This window comes from Flavobacterium sp. K5-23 (assembly GCF_023278045.1).
Taxonomy (GTDB): Bacteria; Bacteroidota; Bacteroidia; order Flavobacteriales; family Flavobacteriaceae; genus Flavobacterium.
Window position 1 is genome coordinate 1560468 of sequence record NZ_CP056783.1, and the last position, 19368, is coordinate 1579835.

Sequence of the window (19368 nt, forward strand, 5' to 3'; positions counted from 1 at the left end):
ATTATTAGGGGGATTTTTCCTTGAAAGAAGAAGAAGAGATTATGAATGTAAATGATAAAATATACATAGCAGGACATCGCGGAATGGTAGGATCAGCTATTTTACGAGCATTGAAAGACAAAGGGTACACTAATTTTTTGTTGCGTACGTCAACTGAATTAGACTTGAGGAATCAACAAGAAGTAGCTGATTTTTTTGCAAAAGAAAAACCGGATTATGTTTTTTTGGCTGCAGCGAAGGTTGGGGGGATTATAGCCAACAATACGTATAGGGCTGATTTTATCTATGAAAATTTGATGATCCAGAATAATGTAATTCACCAAGCCTACTTAAATGGCGTAAAGAAATTGATGTTTTTAGGGTCTTCTTGCATTTATCCAAAGTTGGCACCACAACCGCTAAAAGAAGAATATCTGCTTACAGGAATTTTAGAGCCCACTAATGAACCCTATGCCATTGCCAAAATTGCGGGCATCAAGATGTGTGATGCCTATAGGAATCAATATGGTTGTAATTTTATTTCTGTAATGCCTACCAATTTATACGGCCCAAATGATAATTATGATTTGACTAATTCACATGTTTTGCCTGCAATGCTTCGTAAGTTTATAATGGCAAAACGCAATGGGGATGCATCAGTAACCATTTGGGGAACGGGTAGTCCAAAAAGAGAATTTTTGCATGCCGATGATTTAGCGGAAGCTTGTTTGTTCTTGATGAAAAATTACAATGAATCCGGATTGGTTAATATTGGAATTGGGGATGATATTTCTATTTTAGACTTGGCTTATTTGGTTAAAAAAACAGTAGGATTTGAAGGAGAAATTTTAACAGACCCTACAAAACCAGACGGAACGCCCCGAAAATTAATGGATGTTTCTAAATTAAACGGTTTGGGTTGGAAAGCCAAAATCACGTTGGAGGAAGGGATTCAAAAAGTATATGAAGAAATAAAAAATCAGGACTGGAGATAAGAAATTCCAAAAAAGGGAATAGAGTTTAAATTGTTTAGGGGTTTAATTGTTTAAAGTTGTTTGTCTCTTCAAGTATTTAAAACCAAATGAGACAAAATCGGGTGTGAATATTGGAACGGCAATACTTGATGAGATGCTTCCTTCGTCAGCATGACAAGATTGCGGGTAAACTGGATTTGATAATTGGAGAAGATCAATTTCACGAGGTTAATATCCGTAAATTATTCATATAGTGATATCATACTTACCACCCCGTCACAAGAAAAACCCTTCGATATTTAATATAATAAGAATGAGAGAAAATAACAGAAACAACTACGTCCTAATTATGGCCGGTGGAGTTGGCAGTCGGTTTTGGCCTAAGAGTCGCAACCACTTTCCCAAGCAGTTTATTGATTTTCTAGGAATAGGCAAATCGTTACTGCAATTAACTTATGAGCGTTTTGCCAAAATTTGTCCTGCGGAGAATATTTATATTTTAAGCAATCAGCAATATCTCGGTCTAATTCAGGAGCAATTGACGGGGATTTCTGCGGATAACATCTTATTAGAGCCGAGCCGCAATAATACGGCTCCTTGTATTGCGTATGCCTCGTATAAAATCTTAAAATCGAATCCGGAAGCCAATATTGTGGTGGCACCATCAGATCATTTGATTTTAAAGGAAACGGAATTTTTAGATAAGATTTCACAAGCTCTAGAATATACCGCAGCAAATGATGCCTTGGTTACCTTAGGTATTAGCCCAACACGACCAGATACAGGTTATGGCTACATTAATTTTCATAAAGAGGCTATTGATGGTGTCCATAAAGTGGAATGTTTTTTGGAAAAACCTGTTTTAGAAAAAGCACAAGAGTATGTAGCTAGTGGAGATTATTTGTGGAATGCCGGAATTTTTATTTGGAGAGCCCAAAGTATTAAACAAGCCTTCGAAAAATATGTCCCTGAAATCCATGTATTGTTTGAACAAGGGAATGATGTCTATAATACCAATGCGGAAGCGGTATTTATAGCAGATAACTATCCTAAAAGCCCAAACATCTCTATAGATTATGCCATTTTAGAAAAGGCAAATAATGTGTATACCATTCCTGCGGATATCGGTTGGTCTGATCTAGGTACTTGGGCTTCCTTGCATGAAGTAGCCGAGAAAGATGATTTTAATAACTCGGTAACCGTTTCCCAAAAGCATTTAAGCAATACCAATAATTGCTTGGTTCAAGTGCCAAAAGGGAAAGGGGTAGTTATAGATGGGCTTGAAAATTTTATTATTGTTGATGACGCCAATGTGTTACTAATTTATCCTAAAGAGAAGGAACAAGAAATCAAACAGGTATCGATACAAATGAGTAAAGATTACGGGATTGATTTTCAGTAAGCTCAAGTAATAATTAGTAAAGAAGCAATGTAAATGAAAGCTATTATATTTAATCAAATTAAAGAATCCTTACAAGAAGGAGGATTTACAATAGGTTCCTATGATGACAACCGCCCATGGGGTGGTTTTTTTGTTATTGACGAAGATCAAGCGCAACAATTTGCCAACCACTATTTTGAAGGATTGGATGTGTCGTCACTTAAAATATCAGGTAAACTTAGTCCAAAAATATTGTTAGTGGCGCCTGAGCAAAGATTATCTTGGCAATACCATCATCGTAGGGCCGAAATATGGCGATTAATTGATGGTGCCGCCGGTGTGATTCGTAGCCAAGATGATACCCCAGGACAACTTGAAGTATTAAAAAAAGGTGATTTTATCACATTGCAGCAAGGAGAACGCCATCGTTTAGTGGGACTTGAGGATTGGGGTGTTATTGCTGAAATCTGGCAACATACTGATACGGAAAACCCATCTGATGAGGATGATATTGTGCGGGTTCAGGATGATTTTGGGAGATGTTAATTATTCCTCCCTCTAATAAAAACAATAAACAAACTTGGAAAATGTTTGTATTTGCCGTTAAATTCATAACGTTTAGAAAAACGTTCAGAAAATGATGTAGTTAGTAATAAAAAAAATGTTACGCAATAGTTAACCCATTACCAGTTAGTGCTAAAAAAGGTTGTTGAAAACCTTTCAGTCATTTATTAAATAGGGTTTCTATCTCATTTTTAACTAATACCTATATAGTTACTCCATTTGAAAAGTAATTTTAATTAATTGATTTTATAACCAAAAATGCAATACGTACTAATCGTTTTTGTTCTGTTCCTGCTGGAACTGCTCTATTTCAAAATAGCCAATCGCTATAATATCATTGATAAGCCGAATCACAGGTCGGCACATACGGAAATCACTTTAAGAGGTGGTGGTATTATCTTTTGGTTTGCCGCCCTTATTTATTTCACGCAAAATTATTCGGAAAACCTGTTGTTTTTTGCCGGAATCACTTTAGTGAGTGTGGTGAGTTTTTGGGATGACATACTGAGTTTGCCTAATAAGATTCGGTTGTTGGCTCACTTTACGGCTATTTCATTAGTGTTCTATCATTTGGGTTTGTTTGCTGTTTTGCCAATATGGGGTGTTATTTTAGGATATGTTTTTTTTATAGGAATCATCAATGCCTATAATTTTATGGATGGGATTAATGGAATTACGGGTGTTTATACGCTTGTTGTTTTAGGGTCATTATTATACGTTAATCAGTATATCCAAGAATTTACGACTTTCAATCTTATTGTTTATCCAATGTTAGCGGCAGTTGTTTTTCTTTTTTTTAATTTTCGAAAAAAAGCCAAATGTTTTGCCGGAGATATTGGTAGTATTGCCATTGCTTTTTGGGTAGTGTATTTGCTTTTGGAATTGGTGTTAAAAACGAATTCGATGCTTTGGATTTTGTTTTTGGCCGTTTATGGAGTGGATGCCATTATAACAATCAGTCATCGATTGTATTTAAGACAAAATATATTTGAAGCGCATCGTTTGCATTTTTACCAAATACTAAGTAATGAGTATAAAATACAGCATAGGGTAGTGGCGTTGGGTTACGGTATTGCACAAGTGATTGCCTCGGGATTGGTGGTTTTTCTAGTGGATAAAGTACCTGATTTGGTTATTTTTGCTATTGTATTAGTACCTCTTATTGGTATTTACTCTTTAAAGTTTTATTTAATAAAAGGACATGGCGAAAGATAACAACTATCCTAAGTTGATAAAAGGCGGTATTCATACCGACGATAGAGGACAAATTTCTTTTGTAAATGATATGAAATTTGATGCCATTACACGGTTTTATATTATCAATAACTCAGCAGAAAATCCTTTGAGAGCTTGGCAAGGTCATAAGATTGACAATAAATATTTTTATTGCATACAGGGAACCATAAAAGTGCATTATGTTAAAGTTGATAATTGGGAATATCCTTCGAGGGATTTAAAAGTGGAGAGTGTAGTGCTCAAAGCAAATGAGAGCTCCATTTTACATATACCGGAAGGCTTTGCCAATGCCATACAATCGTTGGAATTGGGGTCAAAACTAATTTCATTTTCGACTTTACCACTTGACCGAACTTCAGAAGACGACGTGCGATTTGATAGTAATACTTGGGAAATCGATGAAATAGCCCTGTTTGCCAATAATACAAACAGAAAGGAAGAATTTCGTTAAACCGGCGTATTCTACACTCCTTTAAAGAGTAAATAGTGTCTACTTATGAATGATAAAAGAATTTTTCTGTCATTGGCCCATGAATCAGGTTCAGAAATGAAATATATTCAGGAAGCTTTTTCAAGTAATTGGATTACATCAGGAGGTCCTTTTGTGGATGCTTTTGAAAATGACCTGGAGAATTATTTTTCAAATGAGGTTTTTGTGGGAGCTCTTAGTTCCGGAACTGCCGCGATACATTTAGGATTGATATTATTGGGGGTACAAGCAGGTGACGAGGTGATTTGTCAGAGTATGACTTTTTCAGCTTCCGCTAATCCTATTCTTTATTTAGGGGCTACACCTGTTTTTATTGATAGTGAGCATGAAACTTGGAATTTATGCCCCGCAGCTTTAGAAACTGCCATTATTGACAGAATCGCAAAGGGTAAAAAACCAAAAGCTATAATAGCCGTTCATTTATATGGAGTGCCTTATCAAGTGGAAGCGATAAAAGCCCTTTCAGAGAAATATGGAATTCCGGTTTTGGAAGATAGCGCAGAGGCTTTGGGAAGTAGTTACAAAGGTAAAAAGTGTGGGACTTTCGGGGATATAGGGGTTTTGTCCTTTAACGGGAACAAGATCATCACTACTTCAGGTGGGGGCGCAATTGTTACTAAAACAAAACTGCTTAAAGATAAGGCCGTATTTTATGCCACTCAATCCAGGGACGATGCCCCACATTATCAGCATAGTGAGATTGGGTATAATTATCGAATGAGTAATATTTGTGCTGGAATCGGCAGAGGACAAATGGAAGTTTTAGACGATCATGTTGCGTTGCGAAGAAAAATGAATGCTTTCTATGTTGATTTATTCAAAGACATTCCAAACGTTACCGTTTTTACCGTTCCTAACGATGATTATTATGCTAACTATTGGTTGAGTGCCATTGTGATAGAACCCAATCAAGACAAAGGAATTGATAGTGAAACTTTACGTTTGGCTTTTGAGGCCGCGAATATTGAATCCCGTCCTTTGTGGAAACCGATGCATTTGCAACCTATTTTTGAGAAATATCCCTATTATGGGAAAAGAGTAGCCGAAACCTTGTTTGAAAAAGGTTTGTGCTTTCCTTCAGGGTCAAATCTTACAGACTCCGATAGAGATAGAATTGCTACAGCGGTGCATGAGTTTTTCAAGATTGCATTAATATAATTTTATAAATGTGGGCTAACCACGATTTTTAAGTAAGATGAATATAGAATTTACAGATATAAAGGATTTAGTAATAATAACACCTACCGTTTTTGAAGACGAGCGTGGGTATTTTATGGAGTCCTATAATAAAACAAAACTAGGTGACTTGGGAATCAACATTGATTTCGTACAAGACAACCAGTCTTTTTCTAAAAAAGGAACATTGAGAGGATTGCATTATCAAAATCCACCTTTTGCACAAACGAAACTGGTTCGTGTATTAGAGGGGGAGATTATAGATGTGGCTGTCGATTTAAGAAAAGAATCCCCTACATACGGGCAGTCATTTGCGGTGCTATTGACTTCTAAAAACAAAAAACAATTATTAGTTCCTCAAGGTTTTGCTCATGGATTTTCGGTTATAAGTGAAACTGCTGTGGTTATGTATAAATGTGATCAATTTTACGACAAAGCCAGTGAAGGTGGAATTCGTTTTGATGATTCAAAGTTAAACATTGATTGGGGAATGGATTTAAAGGAGGCGATTGTCTCTGAAAAAGATTTGGTTTTGCCTGATTTCGCTAATTGTAACAGTCAGTTTTAAAGAAAGTGATCAGTTATCGGTTGTGAGTTTTAGGTTATCGGTTAGATTTTGTATACTTGAATATACAAAATAATGCTTATTTTGTATAGCTCAACACGTGATTTTTGTTAGGTGTAACGAACAATAATTTGTTATTTTGTATTGCGCATCGAACAAAAAAAAGTATTTTTGTATTGTAAACAAAACAATATGGAAGAGTTAGTTGAAAAATTTCGTTTTAAATTAAGTCTTACTTCAACGGATTTCGTTAGGAGTTTGGGTAGTGATATTAATTGGAACGCAAGGTTAATAGGAATTAAAGGGGCAAGAGGTGTTGGGAAAACAACAATGCTCTTGCAGCATATTAAAATGAATCTGACGGAGGTGTTAGATAAGACATTGTATGTGTCTTTGGATTCCATTTGGTTTAGCAATAACACACTGGTCGATTTAGCGGATGATTTTGTAAAAAAAGGAGGTGAGTATCTTTTCTTGGATGAGGTACATAGATACGACAACTGGTCGCAGGAGTTGAAAAATATCTATGATGATTACCCGATGCTAAAAGTCGTGTTTACAGGGTCTTCTTTGTTGCAAATATTGAATGCCAGAGCTGATTTGAGTCGCAGGGCTATTACTTATACTATGCAAGGGCTTTCGTTTCGTGAATACCTTTGTATTGAAACGGGACAACATTTTGATCAATTGACTTTAGCGTCTATTTTGAGTAATCACTCAAAAGAATCGACTTTGATTAATGCCAAGGTAAAACCATTGCAATATTTTGATAGGTATCTCAAGCAGGGGTACTACCCTTTTTATAAAGAAGAATTAGATTTGTACGTGCCTCGTTTGGAGGAAGTTATTAATATGATGCTTGACATTGAGTTGCCTTTGTTGCGAGGTTTGGATTTGGCTTATGTTCATAAAATAAAGCAATTGTTGCTTATTATTTCCGAATCGGTACCTTTTATCCCTAATGTGAGTAAATTGAGTACAAAAATTGGAATTGCCAGGAGTACTTTGCTTTTGTATTTTCATTATTTGGATGAAATTGGTCTTACTATCAACTTGTTTAAAGAGTCGGGTGGTATTAGTAAACTACAGAAACCGCTTAAAGTGTATTTGGAAAACTCAAATTTGATGTATGCTTTAACTTCGAGTGCTGCTAATACTGGAAATATAAGAGAAACCTTTTTCGCAAATCAGCTTGGGTATGCCCATAAAATTATGTATTCTGACAAGGGTGATTTTTTGATCAATGAGAAGTACGTTTTTGAAATAGGCGGAAAGGATAAATCGATGAAACAAATTGAAGGTGTTGAAAACGCCTTCATAGCAGCAGACGGTATTGAGTATGGTTTTCAGAACAAAATACCATTATGGTTGTTTGGATTTTTGTATTAATTGGGGGGGTGAATAGTGAGTGGTGAATAGTGAGTGGTGAATAGTGAGTGGTGAATAGTGAGTGGTGGGAAGTGTTCCGTTTTTTTGGAGAGAATAAAGAATAGAGGCAAGAGCCAATAGGCAGAAGCCAATAGTTATGGTTATGAGTCCAGATGGTTAAGGAGACGATAGTCATTGGAATCGGATATGGGTTGGGTGTAGGGAATTGAAAAGATTAAAAATTAAATGAAAAAAATATTAGTAACGGGTGCTCAAGGGCAGTTGGGATCAGAGTTGCAGGTTTTGGCGGTACATTATCCGCAGTATGAATGGGTTTTTGCTGACAGGGCGCAAGTTTCATTGGATAATTTGGAGGTCTTGTCAAGTCAATTGGATGTGATAAGCCCAAATGTCATATTGAATTGTGGAGCCTATACCGCAGTTGACAAAGCAGAGACGGAGCAGGATTTAGCGGATACGGTCAATCATTTGGCAGTGGCTATTATTGCTCAATATGCAAATAAGAATAAGGTGAAACTAATTCATATTTCAACGGATTATGTTTTTGACGGGAGTTCGGCTGTCCCTTTAAATGAAGAGGCGCCAACAAATCCAATCAATATATACGGAGCCACTAAAAGAGCAGGAGAATTAGCTTGTTTGGTTGAAAACCCCAATGCTATTATCATAAGGACTTCATGGGTTTATAGTGAATTTGGGAACAATTTTGTGAAAACGATGCAACGTTTGATGCAAGAACGGGACAGTATTAGTGTTGTCAATGACCAGATAGGTTCGCCTACATACGCTGCCGATTTAGCAAAGGCTATGCTTGCGATTGTAAATGCTCCAAAATGGATTCCTGGAATTTATAATTATTCCAATGAAGGGGAAATTAGCTGGTATGATTTTGCTCTGGCTATAAAAGAGATCGGTGGGTACTCTTGCGAGGTAAATGGTATTCCTTCAGCGGCGTATCCTACACCTGCAAAGCGACCTGTTTATTCTTTATTGGATAAAAATAAAATAAAAAATACATATGGCGTTAGTGTTCCAGATTATAAGGAGAGTTTGGAAAAATGTTTAAAGTTTAAAGTTTAAAGTTTAAAGTTGTTCAATGGTTCTCGATACAATTTTATAAAAACGCTTTCGCTATTTTATAAAATCACTACCATTGACGTTTTTTGTTTGCACCGTCAGTTCGAGTGTTTTTTAAGCTTCCGAAAGCCTTTTAGTTTAAAAAGACTTTCAAGCTTTAAAAAATGTATCGAGAACCACTCGTTAAGGTTCTCGATATATTTTTGGCTTAAACATAATTGTAATCTAATTTACGATTTTCAAGCCGAAAAACACTCGAACTGACGACTCCATAAACTAAACGTCATAGCATATTGTTTTTTTGGCAAAAAAAATATACCTCGAACTGACGAACGTAAAAATATAATATAAAAATGAAAAAAATATTAATCACCGGTGGTGCCGGTTTTATAGGGTCGCATGTAGTGCGGTTATTTGTTATAAAATATCCACAATACCAAATATTTAATTTAGATGCTCTTACATATGCAGGGAATCTAGAAAACATAGTGGATATTGAAAAGGAGCCCAATTATACTTTTATCAAAGGAGATATAGTTGATGCCGCTTTTATTGATGATTTATTTGCTGAACATCAGTTTGAAGGTGTATTGCATCTTGCTGCAGAGTCTCATGTTGATCGCTCCATAACTGATCCATTATCATTTGTGAAAACGAATGTTATAGGGACAATGAATTTGCTAAATGCAGCCAAAACCATTTGGAAAGGAAATTTTGAAGGGAAAAGATTTTATCATATTAGTACTGATGAGGTTTATGGTAGTCTAGGTGCCGAAGGTTTGTTTACTGAAACTACTGCTTATGATCCTAATTCTCCGTATTCAGCATCTAAAGCGAGTTCTGACCATTTTGTTAGGGCTTATGGAGAAACGTATGGTTTGCCATATGTACTTACTAATTGTTCCAATAATTACGGTCCTTTTCATTTTCCTGAAAAATTAATCCCATTATTTATTAACAATATTATCCAAAACAAACCTTTGCCTGTATATGGTGATGGGAAGTACACCCGTGATTGGTTGTTTGTGGAAGACCATGCTGTTGCTATTGATTTGGTTTTTCATAAAGGTAAAAACCATGATACTTATAATATTGGTGGTTTTAACGAATGGCAAAACATTGATCTGGTAAAATTGCTTTGCAAAATAATGGATGAGAAATTAGGTCGTTCCGCTGGAACTTCGGAACAATTGATATCTTATGTTAAAGATCGCCCGGGTCATGATTTAAGGTATGCAATTGATGCTTCAAAGATTAATCAAGAATTAGGTTGGAAGCCTTCTGTTACTTTCGAACAAGGATTAGAGCGAACCGTAAATTGGTATTTAGAGAATCAAACTTGGCTGAATAATATTACTTCGGGTGCTTATGCAACGTATTACGAAAAACAATATTCTAATTAACTCGAATTAATCCGAATTTAACTAATGGATGTAGCCAATAAAATACTTTACAAAGAAGAAAGTTTTGCTATTATTGGGGCTTGTATGAAAGTAAGGATTACTTATTTCTAAGATTATAATTTTCTTTTTTGCTTGATCAAAAAAGAAACAAAAAAATCAAGTCTCCACATCCTCGTCGGTCAAATTTATTTTCGAATGCTAAAAGAAAAAAACTCGTCCTGCGTCCTCAAACAGCTTTTCTTTTTACGCATTCTTCAAATATTTGACGCTCGACTGCGGATGTTAAGGACGTTTGGTTCTCGCAAAAGAAACAGCAATTTGGATTATAATTAAAAAATAGATTTAATACTCCAATTAATATTACTTTGTTTGTTATGATACCATTATTTTGGAAATAAAAGCAGTATCGCAAATGCCAGTTGCATTTTATGCACAATTGAAAAATTATTTAAAATGTACAAATATGGAAATGGGTATGTTGATTAATTTCGGCACGCCTTCATTAATTTATAAAAGAATGATTAATTTGAAAAATTCGAATTAATTCGTAAAATTAGTACTATTATGAAAGGAATTATATTAGCCGGTGGATCCGGTACAAGATTGCATCCATTAACATTAGCGATGAGTAAGCAAATGATGCCAGTGTATGATAAACCCATGATTTATTATCCATTGTCTACCTTAATGACAGCGGGTATTAATGAAATATTAATCATATCCACACCTCATGATTTGCCCAATTTCATAAAGTTATTAGGAGATGGTTCTGCTATTGGATGTAAATTCAGCTATGCAGAACAACCTCTTCCAAATGGGTTAGCCCAGGCATTTGTTATTGGTGAAGAATTCATTGGGAATGATAGTGTGGCGCTGGTTTTGGGAGACAATATTTTCTTTGGTTCTAATATGGATGAGTTGCTGCAGTCCAATACAAATCCTGAGGGAGGAGTGGTGTTTGCTTACCACGTTTCTGATCCTGAAAGATACGGAGTTGTCGAATTTGATAAAGATTTAAATGCGCTTTCCATTGAGGAAAAACCATTGGAACCCAAATCAAATTACGCGGTTCCAGGATTGTATTTTTATGATAATTCGGTTGTGGAAATAGCCAAAAACATTAAGCCCAGTCCCAGAGGCGAGTACGAAATTACAGATGTAAATAAAGTATATCTTGAAAAAGGAGCTTTGAAAGTTGGGATTCTAAGTAGAGGTACTGCTTGGTTAGACACGGGTACTTTTAATAGTTTAATGCAAGCAGGCCAATTTGTGCAAGTTATTGAAGAGAGACAAGGATTAAAAGTAGGATGTATTGAGGAAATTGCTTGGAGACAAGGGTTTATTTCGGATGAAAACTTAAAGGATCTTGCTGAGCCGTTAAAAAAATCTGGATATGGGGAGTATCTTCTTGGCTTGCTCAAATCTAGATAGTGCTAATAAAAAAAAATGATTTTTTAATTTGAAAGGGCTGAAACAGTTCTTTTATTTGTTATTTTTGCTACTGCGAATATAATAACGCTTATATAAATATATATATTGGATAATAGTACAAAACCATCTTCGACTTCTTTTAAAGCTAATTTTTTCTCCAGAGAAAACTTATGTTTTAATATTCATAGCTTAAGTTATTTGCCTCGGTGGATAATTGTTGTGATGGATTTGTCTGTATTAATAGTGGCTTTTTTCTTTACTTTTTTATTGTTCAGGGGAACGGGATTAGACTATATTATAACTCCACACAGCATCATTTTCATTAATTTGTTGTTTGGCGTTAACCTATTTTTCTTTTGGTTATTTCGAACCTATTCTGGTATAATCAGGCACTCTTCCTATATTGATGCGGTTAAGCTTTTGTTTTCCCAAATGGCTGTCATGATCCTGTTTCTAATGTTGAATTTTTTATTTGAAATATTCTTTGGACACAAGGCGTTTTTAAATACCGCGCTTTTTATCAATATGGTGTTGTCTTTCTGCGGCTTGTTTTTATACCGTGTGATCGTAAAACAAACTTTCGAACATTATTTTCAGAAAAAAAATGATGTTAAATTGATTAGGGCTATAATTTACGGAACGGACGCCAATGCCATTTCGGTAGCCAAAGCCTTAAAGTTGGAAACGCCAACCCGTTTTAAAATTGTTGGGTTTGTGGATAGAAACAGCCAAAACCATTCCAAGCGAATGTTGGATTTACCGATATTGGTGCTTAAGAAAAAGTTACCCACGCTGATGCGATCTGTTGGTGCCGAAGGGGTCATTATAGCGGACAAAAGCTTGTCAAAAGAGGAGCGCTTAGTAATTGTGGACCAATGTCTTGAATTCAATTATAAGGTATATATTGTTCCTGTGATCACGGATTGGGAAAATCAAAAGGAAATTTCCCAAAAAGTAAAGACCTTACAAATTGAGGATTTACTGGAGAGAAAAGCGATTGTCTTGGACAATAAATCCATTTCGAAACAGCTAAAAGACAAAACCATATTAATTACCGGGGCTGCCGGATCCATAGGAAGTGAAATAGTAAGACAGGTATTGGGTTTTAACCCTAAAAGGATCATTATATTAGACCAAGCCGAAACGCCGTTACATCACCTTTGTTTAGAAACGGAAAGTATCGTTACGACTTCTAAAATATGCACCGTAGTTGCGGACATCAGAAATAAAGAAGCATTGAATAGAGTGTTTAAACTGTACAAGCCCGACGTGGTATTTCATGCGGCAGCATACAAGCACGTGCCTTTGATGGAGGAAAACCCTGCGCAAGCGATTCTTACCAATATTGAAGGGACCAAGAACTTGGCCGATTTGGCATGCGAACATAAGGTGGTAAAATTTGTCATGGTTTCTACCGATAAGGCAGTCAATCCAAGTAACGTTATGGGAGCGAGTAAAAGGATAGCTGAGAAGTATGTCCAATCGTTGCAATTAAAAAGCCGAAAGGAGAATAACCTAAAAGCCACAAAATTCATTACTACGCGTTTTGGCAATGTTTTGGGTTCTAATGGTTCTGTGGTGCCTTTGTTCAGCAAACAAATTGAAAATGGCGGGCCGGTAACCATAACCCATCCCGATATTATCAGATATTTCATGACTATTCCAGAGGCCTGTCAATTGGTTCTGGAAGCGGGTGCCATGGGTAATGGGGGGGAAATCTATATTTTTGATATGGGTAAACCAGTGAAAATAATTGATTTGGCAAGAAAGATGATCAAATTGGCCGGCTTTACCCCGGATAAAGACATTAAGATACATATTGTAGGCTTGCGACCGGGAGAGAAACTGTATGAGGAATTGCTCAATGACACTTCAAAAACAATACCGACCCACCACGATAAAATTATGATTGCCGAGGAAATCCAGGACGAATATGAAAACCTGCATACCGAAATTGAGGAACTGATAGGAATCGCCAATTTTTTTGATAATGACGATATAGTTACAAAAATGAAAAAAATTGTTCCTGAGTTTATAAGTATGAATTCCACTTATGAGGTATTAGATAAGTAGCAATAGTTTAAATAATTTTAGTTCAAAAGGTTTACAAAGAATAGATTCGTTGTAAACCTTTTTTTATTTATTAGTATCGCTATTTAGCAGGCCTTTCCAGGAAGGGATAAATGAATAAAGTTCAGTGATGATCTAGTTTTTTATAACAGTAGATATTCTATAAAATAAAAATTACTTATTCGATTCTGAAAAATTGATTGTTTGCAATGACTTCTTTAAGTGGTGTTAAGTCCTTAATTTTTACTTTTTGATCAAAAGATGCTATATGATTTTCATGATGTACATCTGAACCCACATAGTCATACATCCCCTTAGAAAGTAATTGATTGGCTATTTTAGTGATTTCAGAACCGTAATAGCCTACAACTGATAAAAGATTTAATTGGAATAGACATCCCGCTCTTTTTAGCTTCACGTATTCGTTAAAATTATTGTGGTAAAACAAGTACCGTTCCGGATGGGCTAAAACTGGAATATATCCCGCCACTTGTAAGTCAAATAGAATCGAGTACAATTGTATGGGTGCATTGATGTAAGACATCTCTACTAAAACATAATTTCCTTTTAACGTTAATAATTTCCCAGATTGAAATAATCGTACAAATTGGTCGTCCATTAAGTACTCGGCTGCGGCATTAAAAGGGACTTTTATATTGTTTTTTTCAAGCTCTAGAATAGTATTGTTCTTATTGTAAACAATTTGCTCATAAGTGTTATCCCAGACATGCTGAATGATATGTGGAGTTGTGATGAACTGAGTGATTCCAATCTCTTGAAGCGCTTTTGTGAGTTTTAGAGTGTCTTCAAATGTTCTAGCACCATCATCTATACCCGGTAAAAGATGGGAGTGAATATCAATGTGGTTGTCAGGAATTAAATCTTTTAAAACCGTCTTGTTTTTAGTAAAAAAAAGCACATTTTTGTGTTTATAAATGAAACAGCAAAGTAACTGAATATTTTGCAATACTAATCTTAATTAATATATAATACTATCTGCAAATTGTTATATTTGTTTTAAAGCTTATAATTTTATCCTAAGGGTTTAATGGGAAACGAAAACGACAAAATCACAATGAAAACAGCTTTAATTACTGGGGTTACAGGTCAAGATGGGGCATATTTAGCAGAGTTATTGCTTTCTAAAGGGTATATGGTTCATGGGATTAAGCGTAGAAGTTCTATGTTTAATACCCAACGAATTGATCACTTATATGAAGATATCCATGTGGAAAACCAACGTTTTAAATTACACTATGGAGATCTAAGTGATGCAACTAATTTAATAAGTATTATACAAGAAACCCAACCTGATGAAATATATAATTTGGGGGCTATGAGTCATGTAAAAGTAAGTTTTGATATACCTGAATATACCGCTAATGTTGATGGTGTAGGGACATTGAGACTTTTGGATGCTATTCGATTATTGGGTCTTACAAAAAAAACTAAAATATATCAAGCTTCGACATCAGAATTATATGGAAAAGTTCAGGAAGTGCCACAGTCAGAAACCACTCCGTTTTACCCACGGTCTCCTTACGCAGTTGCTAAAATATATGCCTATTGGATTACCGTTAATTACAGAGAAGCGTATGGTATGTTTGCTTGTAATGGAATCTTATTTAATCATGAAAGTCCACTTCGAGGAGAAACATTTGTAACCAGGAAAATCACTCGTGGTATTGCTCAAATGGCTTTAGGGATTGAAACAGCATTGTACATGGGTAATATTGATGCACAACGAGATTGGGGGCACGCCAAAGATTATGTAGAAGCGATGTGGTTGATGCTACAACAAGAAAAAGCCGAAGATTTTGTCATTGCTACCGGAGTTACTAATACAGTTCGATCTTTTATAATATTAGCTTTTAATGAGCTTAGTGTGGAAATAGAATTCAAAGGAGAAGGTGTTTCTGAAGTTGGAATTATAAAGGCCAGCTTGAATCCAGATTATGCTTTTATAATTGGACAAGAAGTTATAAAAATAGATCCAACATATTTCCGACCTACAGAAGTCGATTTGTTGATTGGTGATAATACAAAGGCCAAGACGCTTTTGGGTTGGGAACCAAAATATACATTGGGGATGATTGTTAAAGAAATGATGGAGGCTGATTTGAAATTGATCAGAAGAGAGAAATTAGCTAAAAGTTTGGATTAGATGGATAAGAGTTCAAAAATATATGTTGCGGGACACAATGGTATGGTGGGGAGCGCAATTTTTCGGAATTTAAAAAGTAAAGGATTTAACAATATTGTTACGAGAACCTCCTCCGAATTAAATTTAATTGATCAACAAGCAGTAGCTTCATTTTTTGAAATTGAAAAACCGGAATTTGTCTTTTTGGCTGCCGCCAAAGTCGGAGGGATTTTGGCTAACAATACCCTTAGAGCTGATTTTATTTATCAAAACATCATGATACAATCGAATGTTATTCATCAGAGTTATAAAAATAAAGTAAAGAAATTATTGTTTTTAGGCTCAACATGTATTTATCCAAAATTGGCGCCTCAGCCATTGCGAGAGGAATATTTGTTGACTGGATTGTTAGAGCCTACCAATGAACCTTATGCGATAGCCAAAATCGCAGGCATAAAAATGTGTGATGCTTATCGTGAGCAATATGGATGTAACTTTATTTCCGTTATGCCTACAAATTTGTACGGTTTAAATGACAACTATGATTTGCAAAATTCTCATGTGTTACCCGCTTTATTACGGAAGTTTCATGAAGCTAAAATGAATGACGAGCGTGAAGTCACGGTTTGGGGGACAGGAAGTCCTTTAAGAGAGTTTTTGCATGCGGATGATATGGCGGATGCCTGTGTTTATTTGATGGAAAAATACAACGATCAGGGGTTCGTAAATATTGGTTCAGGCCAAGAGATTTCCATAAAAGACTTGGCTTCCTTGATTAAAAAAATAGTAGGTTACAAAGGTATTGTTGTGTTTGATAATTCTAAACCCGATGGCGCTCCAAGAAAAGTAACAGATACTACAAAGCTGGACCAATTGGGTTGGAAATTTTCAATTTTTTTAGAACAAGGGATTCGACAAGTATATCACGATACATTTAACAAGTAAAAGACGTTCAATTCTAAGTTTTTATAATTTCAATAGACAATAAAAGGGAATACTACTGTCAAAATGTTATATTTGGTAACTATAAATAGCATTGTTAAATGTTATTTTAAAATTAATTGATCCCCATATCATCTAGTAAATGAGTAGTTCAGAAAATACTAATACCACTTGGCTGTTTGAAATAACACCCAAAAACAAATTCTTCTCGCTGAACCTCAAGGAAGTTTGGCAGTATCGTGATTTGCTTATGCTTTTTGTGAAAAGAGATGTGGTGACGGTATACAAGCAAACCGTTTTAGGGCCGCTGTGGTATTTGATTCAGCCTTTGTTCACTTCGATTACCTTTACCATAATTTTTAATAATTTGGCTGGAATAAGTACGGGAACCGTACCTCCATTCTTGTTTAACTTAGCAGGAATAACCGTGTGGAATTACTTTACGGCCTGCCTCACGGGGACCTCAAACACTTTTGGTGCCAATGCGGGTATTTTTGGTAAAGTGTATTTCCCCCGAATTATAGTTCCCATATCCATAGTAATCTCCAATTTGTTGAAATTTGGGATTCAATTTTTAATATTTATCGCTTTTTATTTATTCTATTATTTTCAGGGCGCCGCCATAAGTTTAAATGGGATTAGTATTTTATTTCCATTGTTAATTGTAGTGATGGGGATTTTGGGATTGGGATTGGGGATGTTTATTTCTTCTTTGGTGACAAAATACAGAGACTTTAGCTACTTAATAGGTTTTGGAGTGCAATTACTGATGTATGTTTCAGCCGTGGTTTACCCTATGGCATTGGTTGCAGCAAAAATGCCGGACTATGCCTGGCTCGTTCAATACAATCCATTGGCTTATATTATAGAAACTACCCGTTATATGTTATTGAACGTGGGGCAAATTTCCATCTGGGGATTGGGTTATACTTTTGCGGTGACTGTATTTGTTTTTTTAGTAGGAATACTAATTTTTAATAAGACGGAGAAGAGTTTTATAGATACGGTTTAATTTGTTGCAGTTGCCATTTTTGTCTCTTAATTAAGGAATAAATGGATTTTTAATAGGTTCAAAACAAAGTAATTGCAATAGATGTGATAAGCAAGTTTGTTTTTGATTTTTTTTTTTTTCTTTTTTTGTGAGTCAGGGTTGCGAAGCGGTGCAAGTACTTTAATTAAACTTAAAATAGTTTAAAATTATGCCATTAATGAAAAACAAAGCCTTCAGATAGTCAAAAGTAATAAAATGAGTAAAGATATTATAATAAAAGCCGAAAATATTTCTAAGCAATACCGCCTAGGACAGGTAGGTACTGGTACTATGGCTCACGATTTGAATAGATGGTGGCATCAAGTACGCGGTAAAGAAAACCCTTATTTAAAAATTGGGGATACTAATGACCGTTCTACTAAAGGGGAGAGTGACTATGTGTGGGCTTTGCAGGACATTAATTTTGAAGTGGAACGTGGTGAGATTTTAGGTATAATAGGGAAGAATGGCGCTGGTAAATCTACCTTGCTCAAGATTTTATCACGAGTTACTGCACCCACTACAGGGAGCATAAAATTTGGGGGGCGTGTGGCTTCTTTACTTGAAGTAGGAACCGGTTTTAATGGCGAAATGACGGGTAGGGAAAACATTTATTTGAATGGTGCCATTCTGGGAATGACAAAAAAAGAAATCACCTCAAAACTGGATGAAATCATTAATTTCTCGGGTTGTGAACGTTACATAGATACCCCTGTAAAGCGCTACAGTAGTGGTATGACGGTGCGACTCGCTTTTGCAGTTGCCGCATTTCTGGAGCCTGAAATTTTAATTATCGATGAGGTTTTGGCTGTAGGGGATGCCGAGTTCCAGAAGAAAGCCATTGGCAAAATGCAGGATATTTCCCGTAAAGGAGGTAGAACGGTTTTGTTTGTGAGTCATAACATGGCGGCCGTGAAGAGTTTGTGTACGAGGGGGGTTGTTTTGGATAACGGGAAGGTTGCTTTTGAAGGCGAGATAGAGGAGGCTATTTCTGAATATTTGAATCTTGATAACCATGTAGCTTCTAGGAAAATATATAATAATGTTGAAGCTCCTTCAAGCGAAATTGTTAGGTTGCTAGAATCAGAAGTTATAAATGATATTTTTGAAAATAAAACGGATTATTTTATTATTGAAAAAGTTGGCATTAGAATAAAGTTTGAGATTTTGGTTGAAACATCCGATTTAGTTTTAGGTTTAAACCTTTATAATAACGAAGAAATTCATATATTGAGTTCCCATCAAAAAAATCAAAACATAAATTATAAAGTTGGAGCTTATCAAGCTATTGTTTGGTTTCCAAATAATTTTTTGTCTGAAGGATATCATTTTTGTGGAATAGCTGCTATGTCTTATAAAGGTGTCTTCAGAGTGCATTTTCACGATGTCAATAAGTTTTCTTTTAATATTATTGATGAGTTTATGGAAAATACCGCTAGAGGAAGTTATTATAAAGGAAAATTTCCAGGAGTTGTAAGACCAATTTTAGATTGGGATAATGTTGTTGTTTTATAAGAT

General features: G+C 35.5%; 18 protein-coding genes. 17 read left to right on the top strand and 1 reads right to left on the bottom strand.

The window, feature by feature from the left end; all coding sequences use genetic code 11:
- Window positions 1–41 precede the first annotated feature (41 nt).
- The 13 genes from FLAK523_RS06890 to FLAK523_RS06945 all read left to right on the top strand — a co-directional run bounded on the left by FLAK523_RS06890 (window position 42) and on the right by FLAK523_RS06945 (window position 13738).
- Window positions 42–974 (top strand): GDP-L-fucose synthase, encoded by a 933-nt coding sequence (locus tag FLAK523_RS06890; RefSeq protein WP_248908058.1) that lies wholly within the window; start codon window positions 42–44, stop codon window positions 972–974.
- A gap of 292 nt (window positions 975–1266) precedes the next feature.
- Window positions 1267–2355, top strand: a complete 1089-nt coding sequence (locus tag FLAK523_RS06895) for a mannose-1-phosphate guanylyltransferase (RefSeq protein WP_248907797.1) — start codon at window positions 1267–1269, stop codon at window positions 2353–2355.
- A gap of 33 nt (window positions 2356–2388) precedes the next feature.
- Window positions 2389–2880, top strand: coding sequence for a phosphoheptose isomerase (locus FLAK523_RS06900; protein WP_248907798.1), 492 nt, complete (start codon window positions 2389–2391; stop codon window positions 2878–2880).
- A gap of 276 nt (window positions 2881–3156) precedes the next feature.
- The gene (locus FLAK523_RS06905) at window positions 3157–4113 is read left to right on the top strand and encodes a glycosyltransferase family 4 protein (RefSeq protein WP_248907799.1); all 957 of its coding nucleotides are present in this window, start codon (window positions 3157–3159) and stop codon (window positions 4111–4113) included.
- A complete protein-coding gene (locus FLAK523_RS06910; RefSeq protein WP_248907800.1) occupies window positions 4100–4585 on the top strand; it encodes a dTDP-4-dehydrorhamnose 3,5-epimerase family protein in 486 nt (161 codons plus the stop codon). Before FLAK523_RS06905 ends, FLAK523_RS06910 begins: the two co-directional genes overlap by 14 nt.
- 45 nt (window positions 4586–4630) lie before the next feature.
- Window positions 4631–5782, top strand: a complete 1152-nt coding sequence (locus FLAK523_RS06915) for a DegT/DnrJ/EryC1/StrS aminotransferase family protein (protein WP_248907801.1) — start codon at window positions 4631–4633, stop codon at window positions 5780–5782.
- A gap of 37 nt (window positions 5783–5819) precedes the next feature.
- On the top strand, window positions 5820–6368 hold the full coding sequence (rfbC, locus tag FLAK523_RS06920; protein ID WP_248907802.1) for a dTDP-4-dehydrorhamnose 3,5-epimerase: 549 nt from the start codon (window positions 5820–5822) through the stop codon (window positions 6366–6368).
- 189 nt (window positions 6369–6557) lie between these two features.
- Window positions 6558–7754 carry an ATP-binding protein gene (locus FLAK523_RS06925; protein WP_248907803.1) on the top strand — a complete coding sequence of 399 codons (1197 nt, stop codon included), beginning with the start codon at window positions 6558–6560 and terminating at the stop codon, window positions 7752–7754.
- A gap of 225 nt (window positions 7755–7979) precedes the next feature.
- Window positions 7980–8834, top strand: a complete 855-nt coding sequence (rfbD, locus tag FLAK523_RS06930; protein WP_248907804.1) for a dTDP-4-dehydrorhamnose reductase — start codon at window positions 7980–7982, stop codon at window positions 8832–8834.
- Between the two features lie 350 nt (window positions 8835–9184).
- The gene (gene rfbB, locus FLAK523_RS06935; RefSeq protein ID WP_248907805.1) at window positions 9185–10234 is read left to right on the top strand and encodes a dTDP-glucose 4,6-dehydratase; all 1050 of its coding nucleotides are present in this window, start codon (window positions 9185–9187) and stop codon (window positions 10232–10234) included.
- Window positions 10235–10646: 412 nt separating this feature from the next.
- On the top strand, window positions 10647–10778 hold the full coding sequence (locus tag FLAK523_RS15270; protein WP_368670298.1) for a GxxExxY protein: 132 nt from the start codon (window positions 10647–10649) through the stop codon (window positions 10776–10778).
- Window positions 10779–10798: 20 nt separating this feature from the next.
- Window positions 10799–11665, top strand: a complete 867-nt coding sequence (gene rfbA / locus FLAK523_RS06940; RefSeq protein WP_248907806.1) for a glucose-1-phosphate thymidylyltransferase RfbA — start codon at window positions 10799–10801, stop codon at window positions 11663–11665.
- A gap of 441 nt (window positions 11666–12106) precedes the next feature.
- On the top strand, window positions 12107–13738 hold the full coding sequence (locus FLAK523_RS06945; protein ID WP_368670299.1) for a polysaccharide biosynthesis protein: 1632 nt from the start codon (window positions 12107–12109) through the stop codon (window positions 13736–13738).
- A gap of 175 nt (window positions 13739–13913) precedes the next feature.
- Here FLAK523_RS06945 and FLAK523_RS06950 read toward each other — a convergent pair whose 3' ends face one another.
- Entirely contained in the window at window positions 13914–14654 is a 741-nt protein-coding gene (locus FLAK523_RS06950; protein WP_248907810.1) for a tyrosine-protein phosphatase, read from the bottom strand.
- 156 nt (window positions 14655–14810) lie between these two features.
- Between FLAK523_RS06950 and gmd the strand changes: the two genes are divergently transcribed.
- From gmd to FLAK523_RS06970, 4 genes are all read left to right on the top strand, one after another.
- Window positions 14811–15899: a GDP-mannose 4,6-dehydratase gene (gene gmd / locus FLAK523_RS06955; protein ID WP_248908059.1), complete on the top strand. Its 1089-nt coding sequence runs from the start codon at window positions 14811–14813 to the stop codon at window positions 15897–15899.
- Entirely contained in the window at window positions 15900–16823 is a 924-nt protein-coding gene (locus tag FLAK523_RS06960) for a GDP-L-fucose synthase (RefSeq protein ID WP_248907813.1), read from the top strand. It begins immediately after the preceding gene.
- Between the two features lie 139 nt (window positions 16824–16962).
- A complete protein-coding gene (locus FLAK523_RS06965; RefSeq protein WP_248907815.1) occupies window positions 16963–17832 on the top strand; it encodes an ABC transporter permease in 870 nt (289 codons plus the stop codon).
- Window positions 17833–18066: 234 nt separating this feature from the next.
- Window positions 18067–19365 (top strand): ABC transporter ATP-binding protein, encoded by a 1299-nt coding sequence (locus tag FLAK523_RS06970; RefSeq protein WP_248907817.1) that lies wholly within the window; start codon window positions 18067–18069, stop codon window positions 19363–19365.
- Window positions 19366–19368 lie beyond the last annotated feature (3 nt).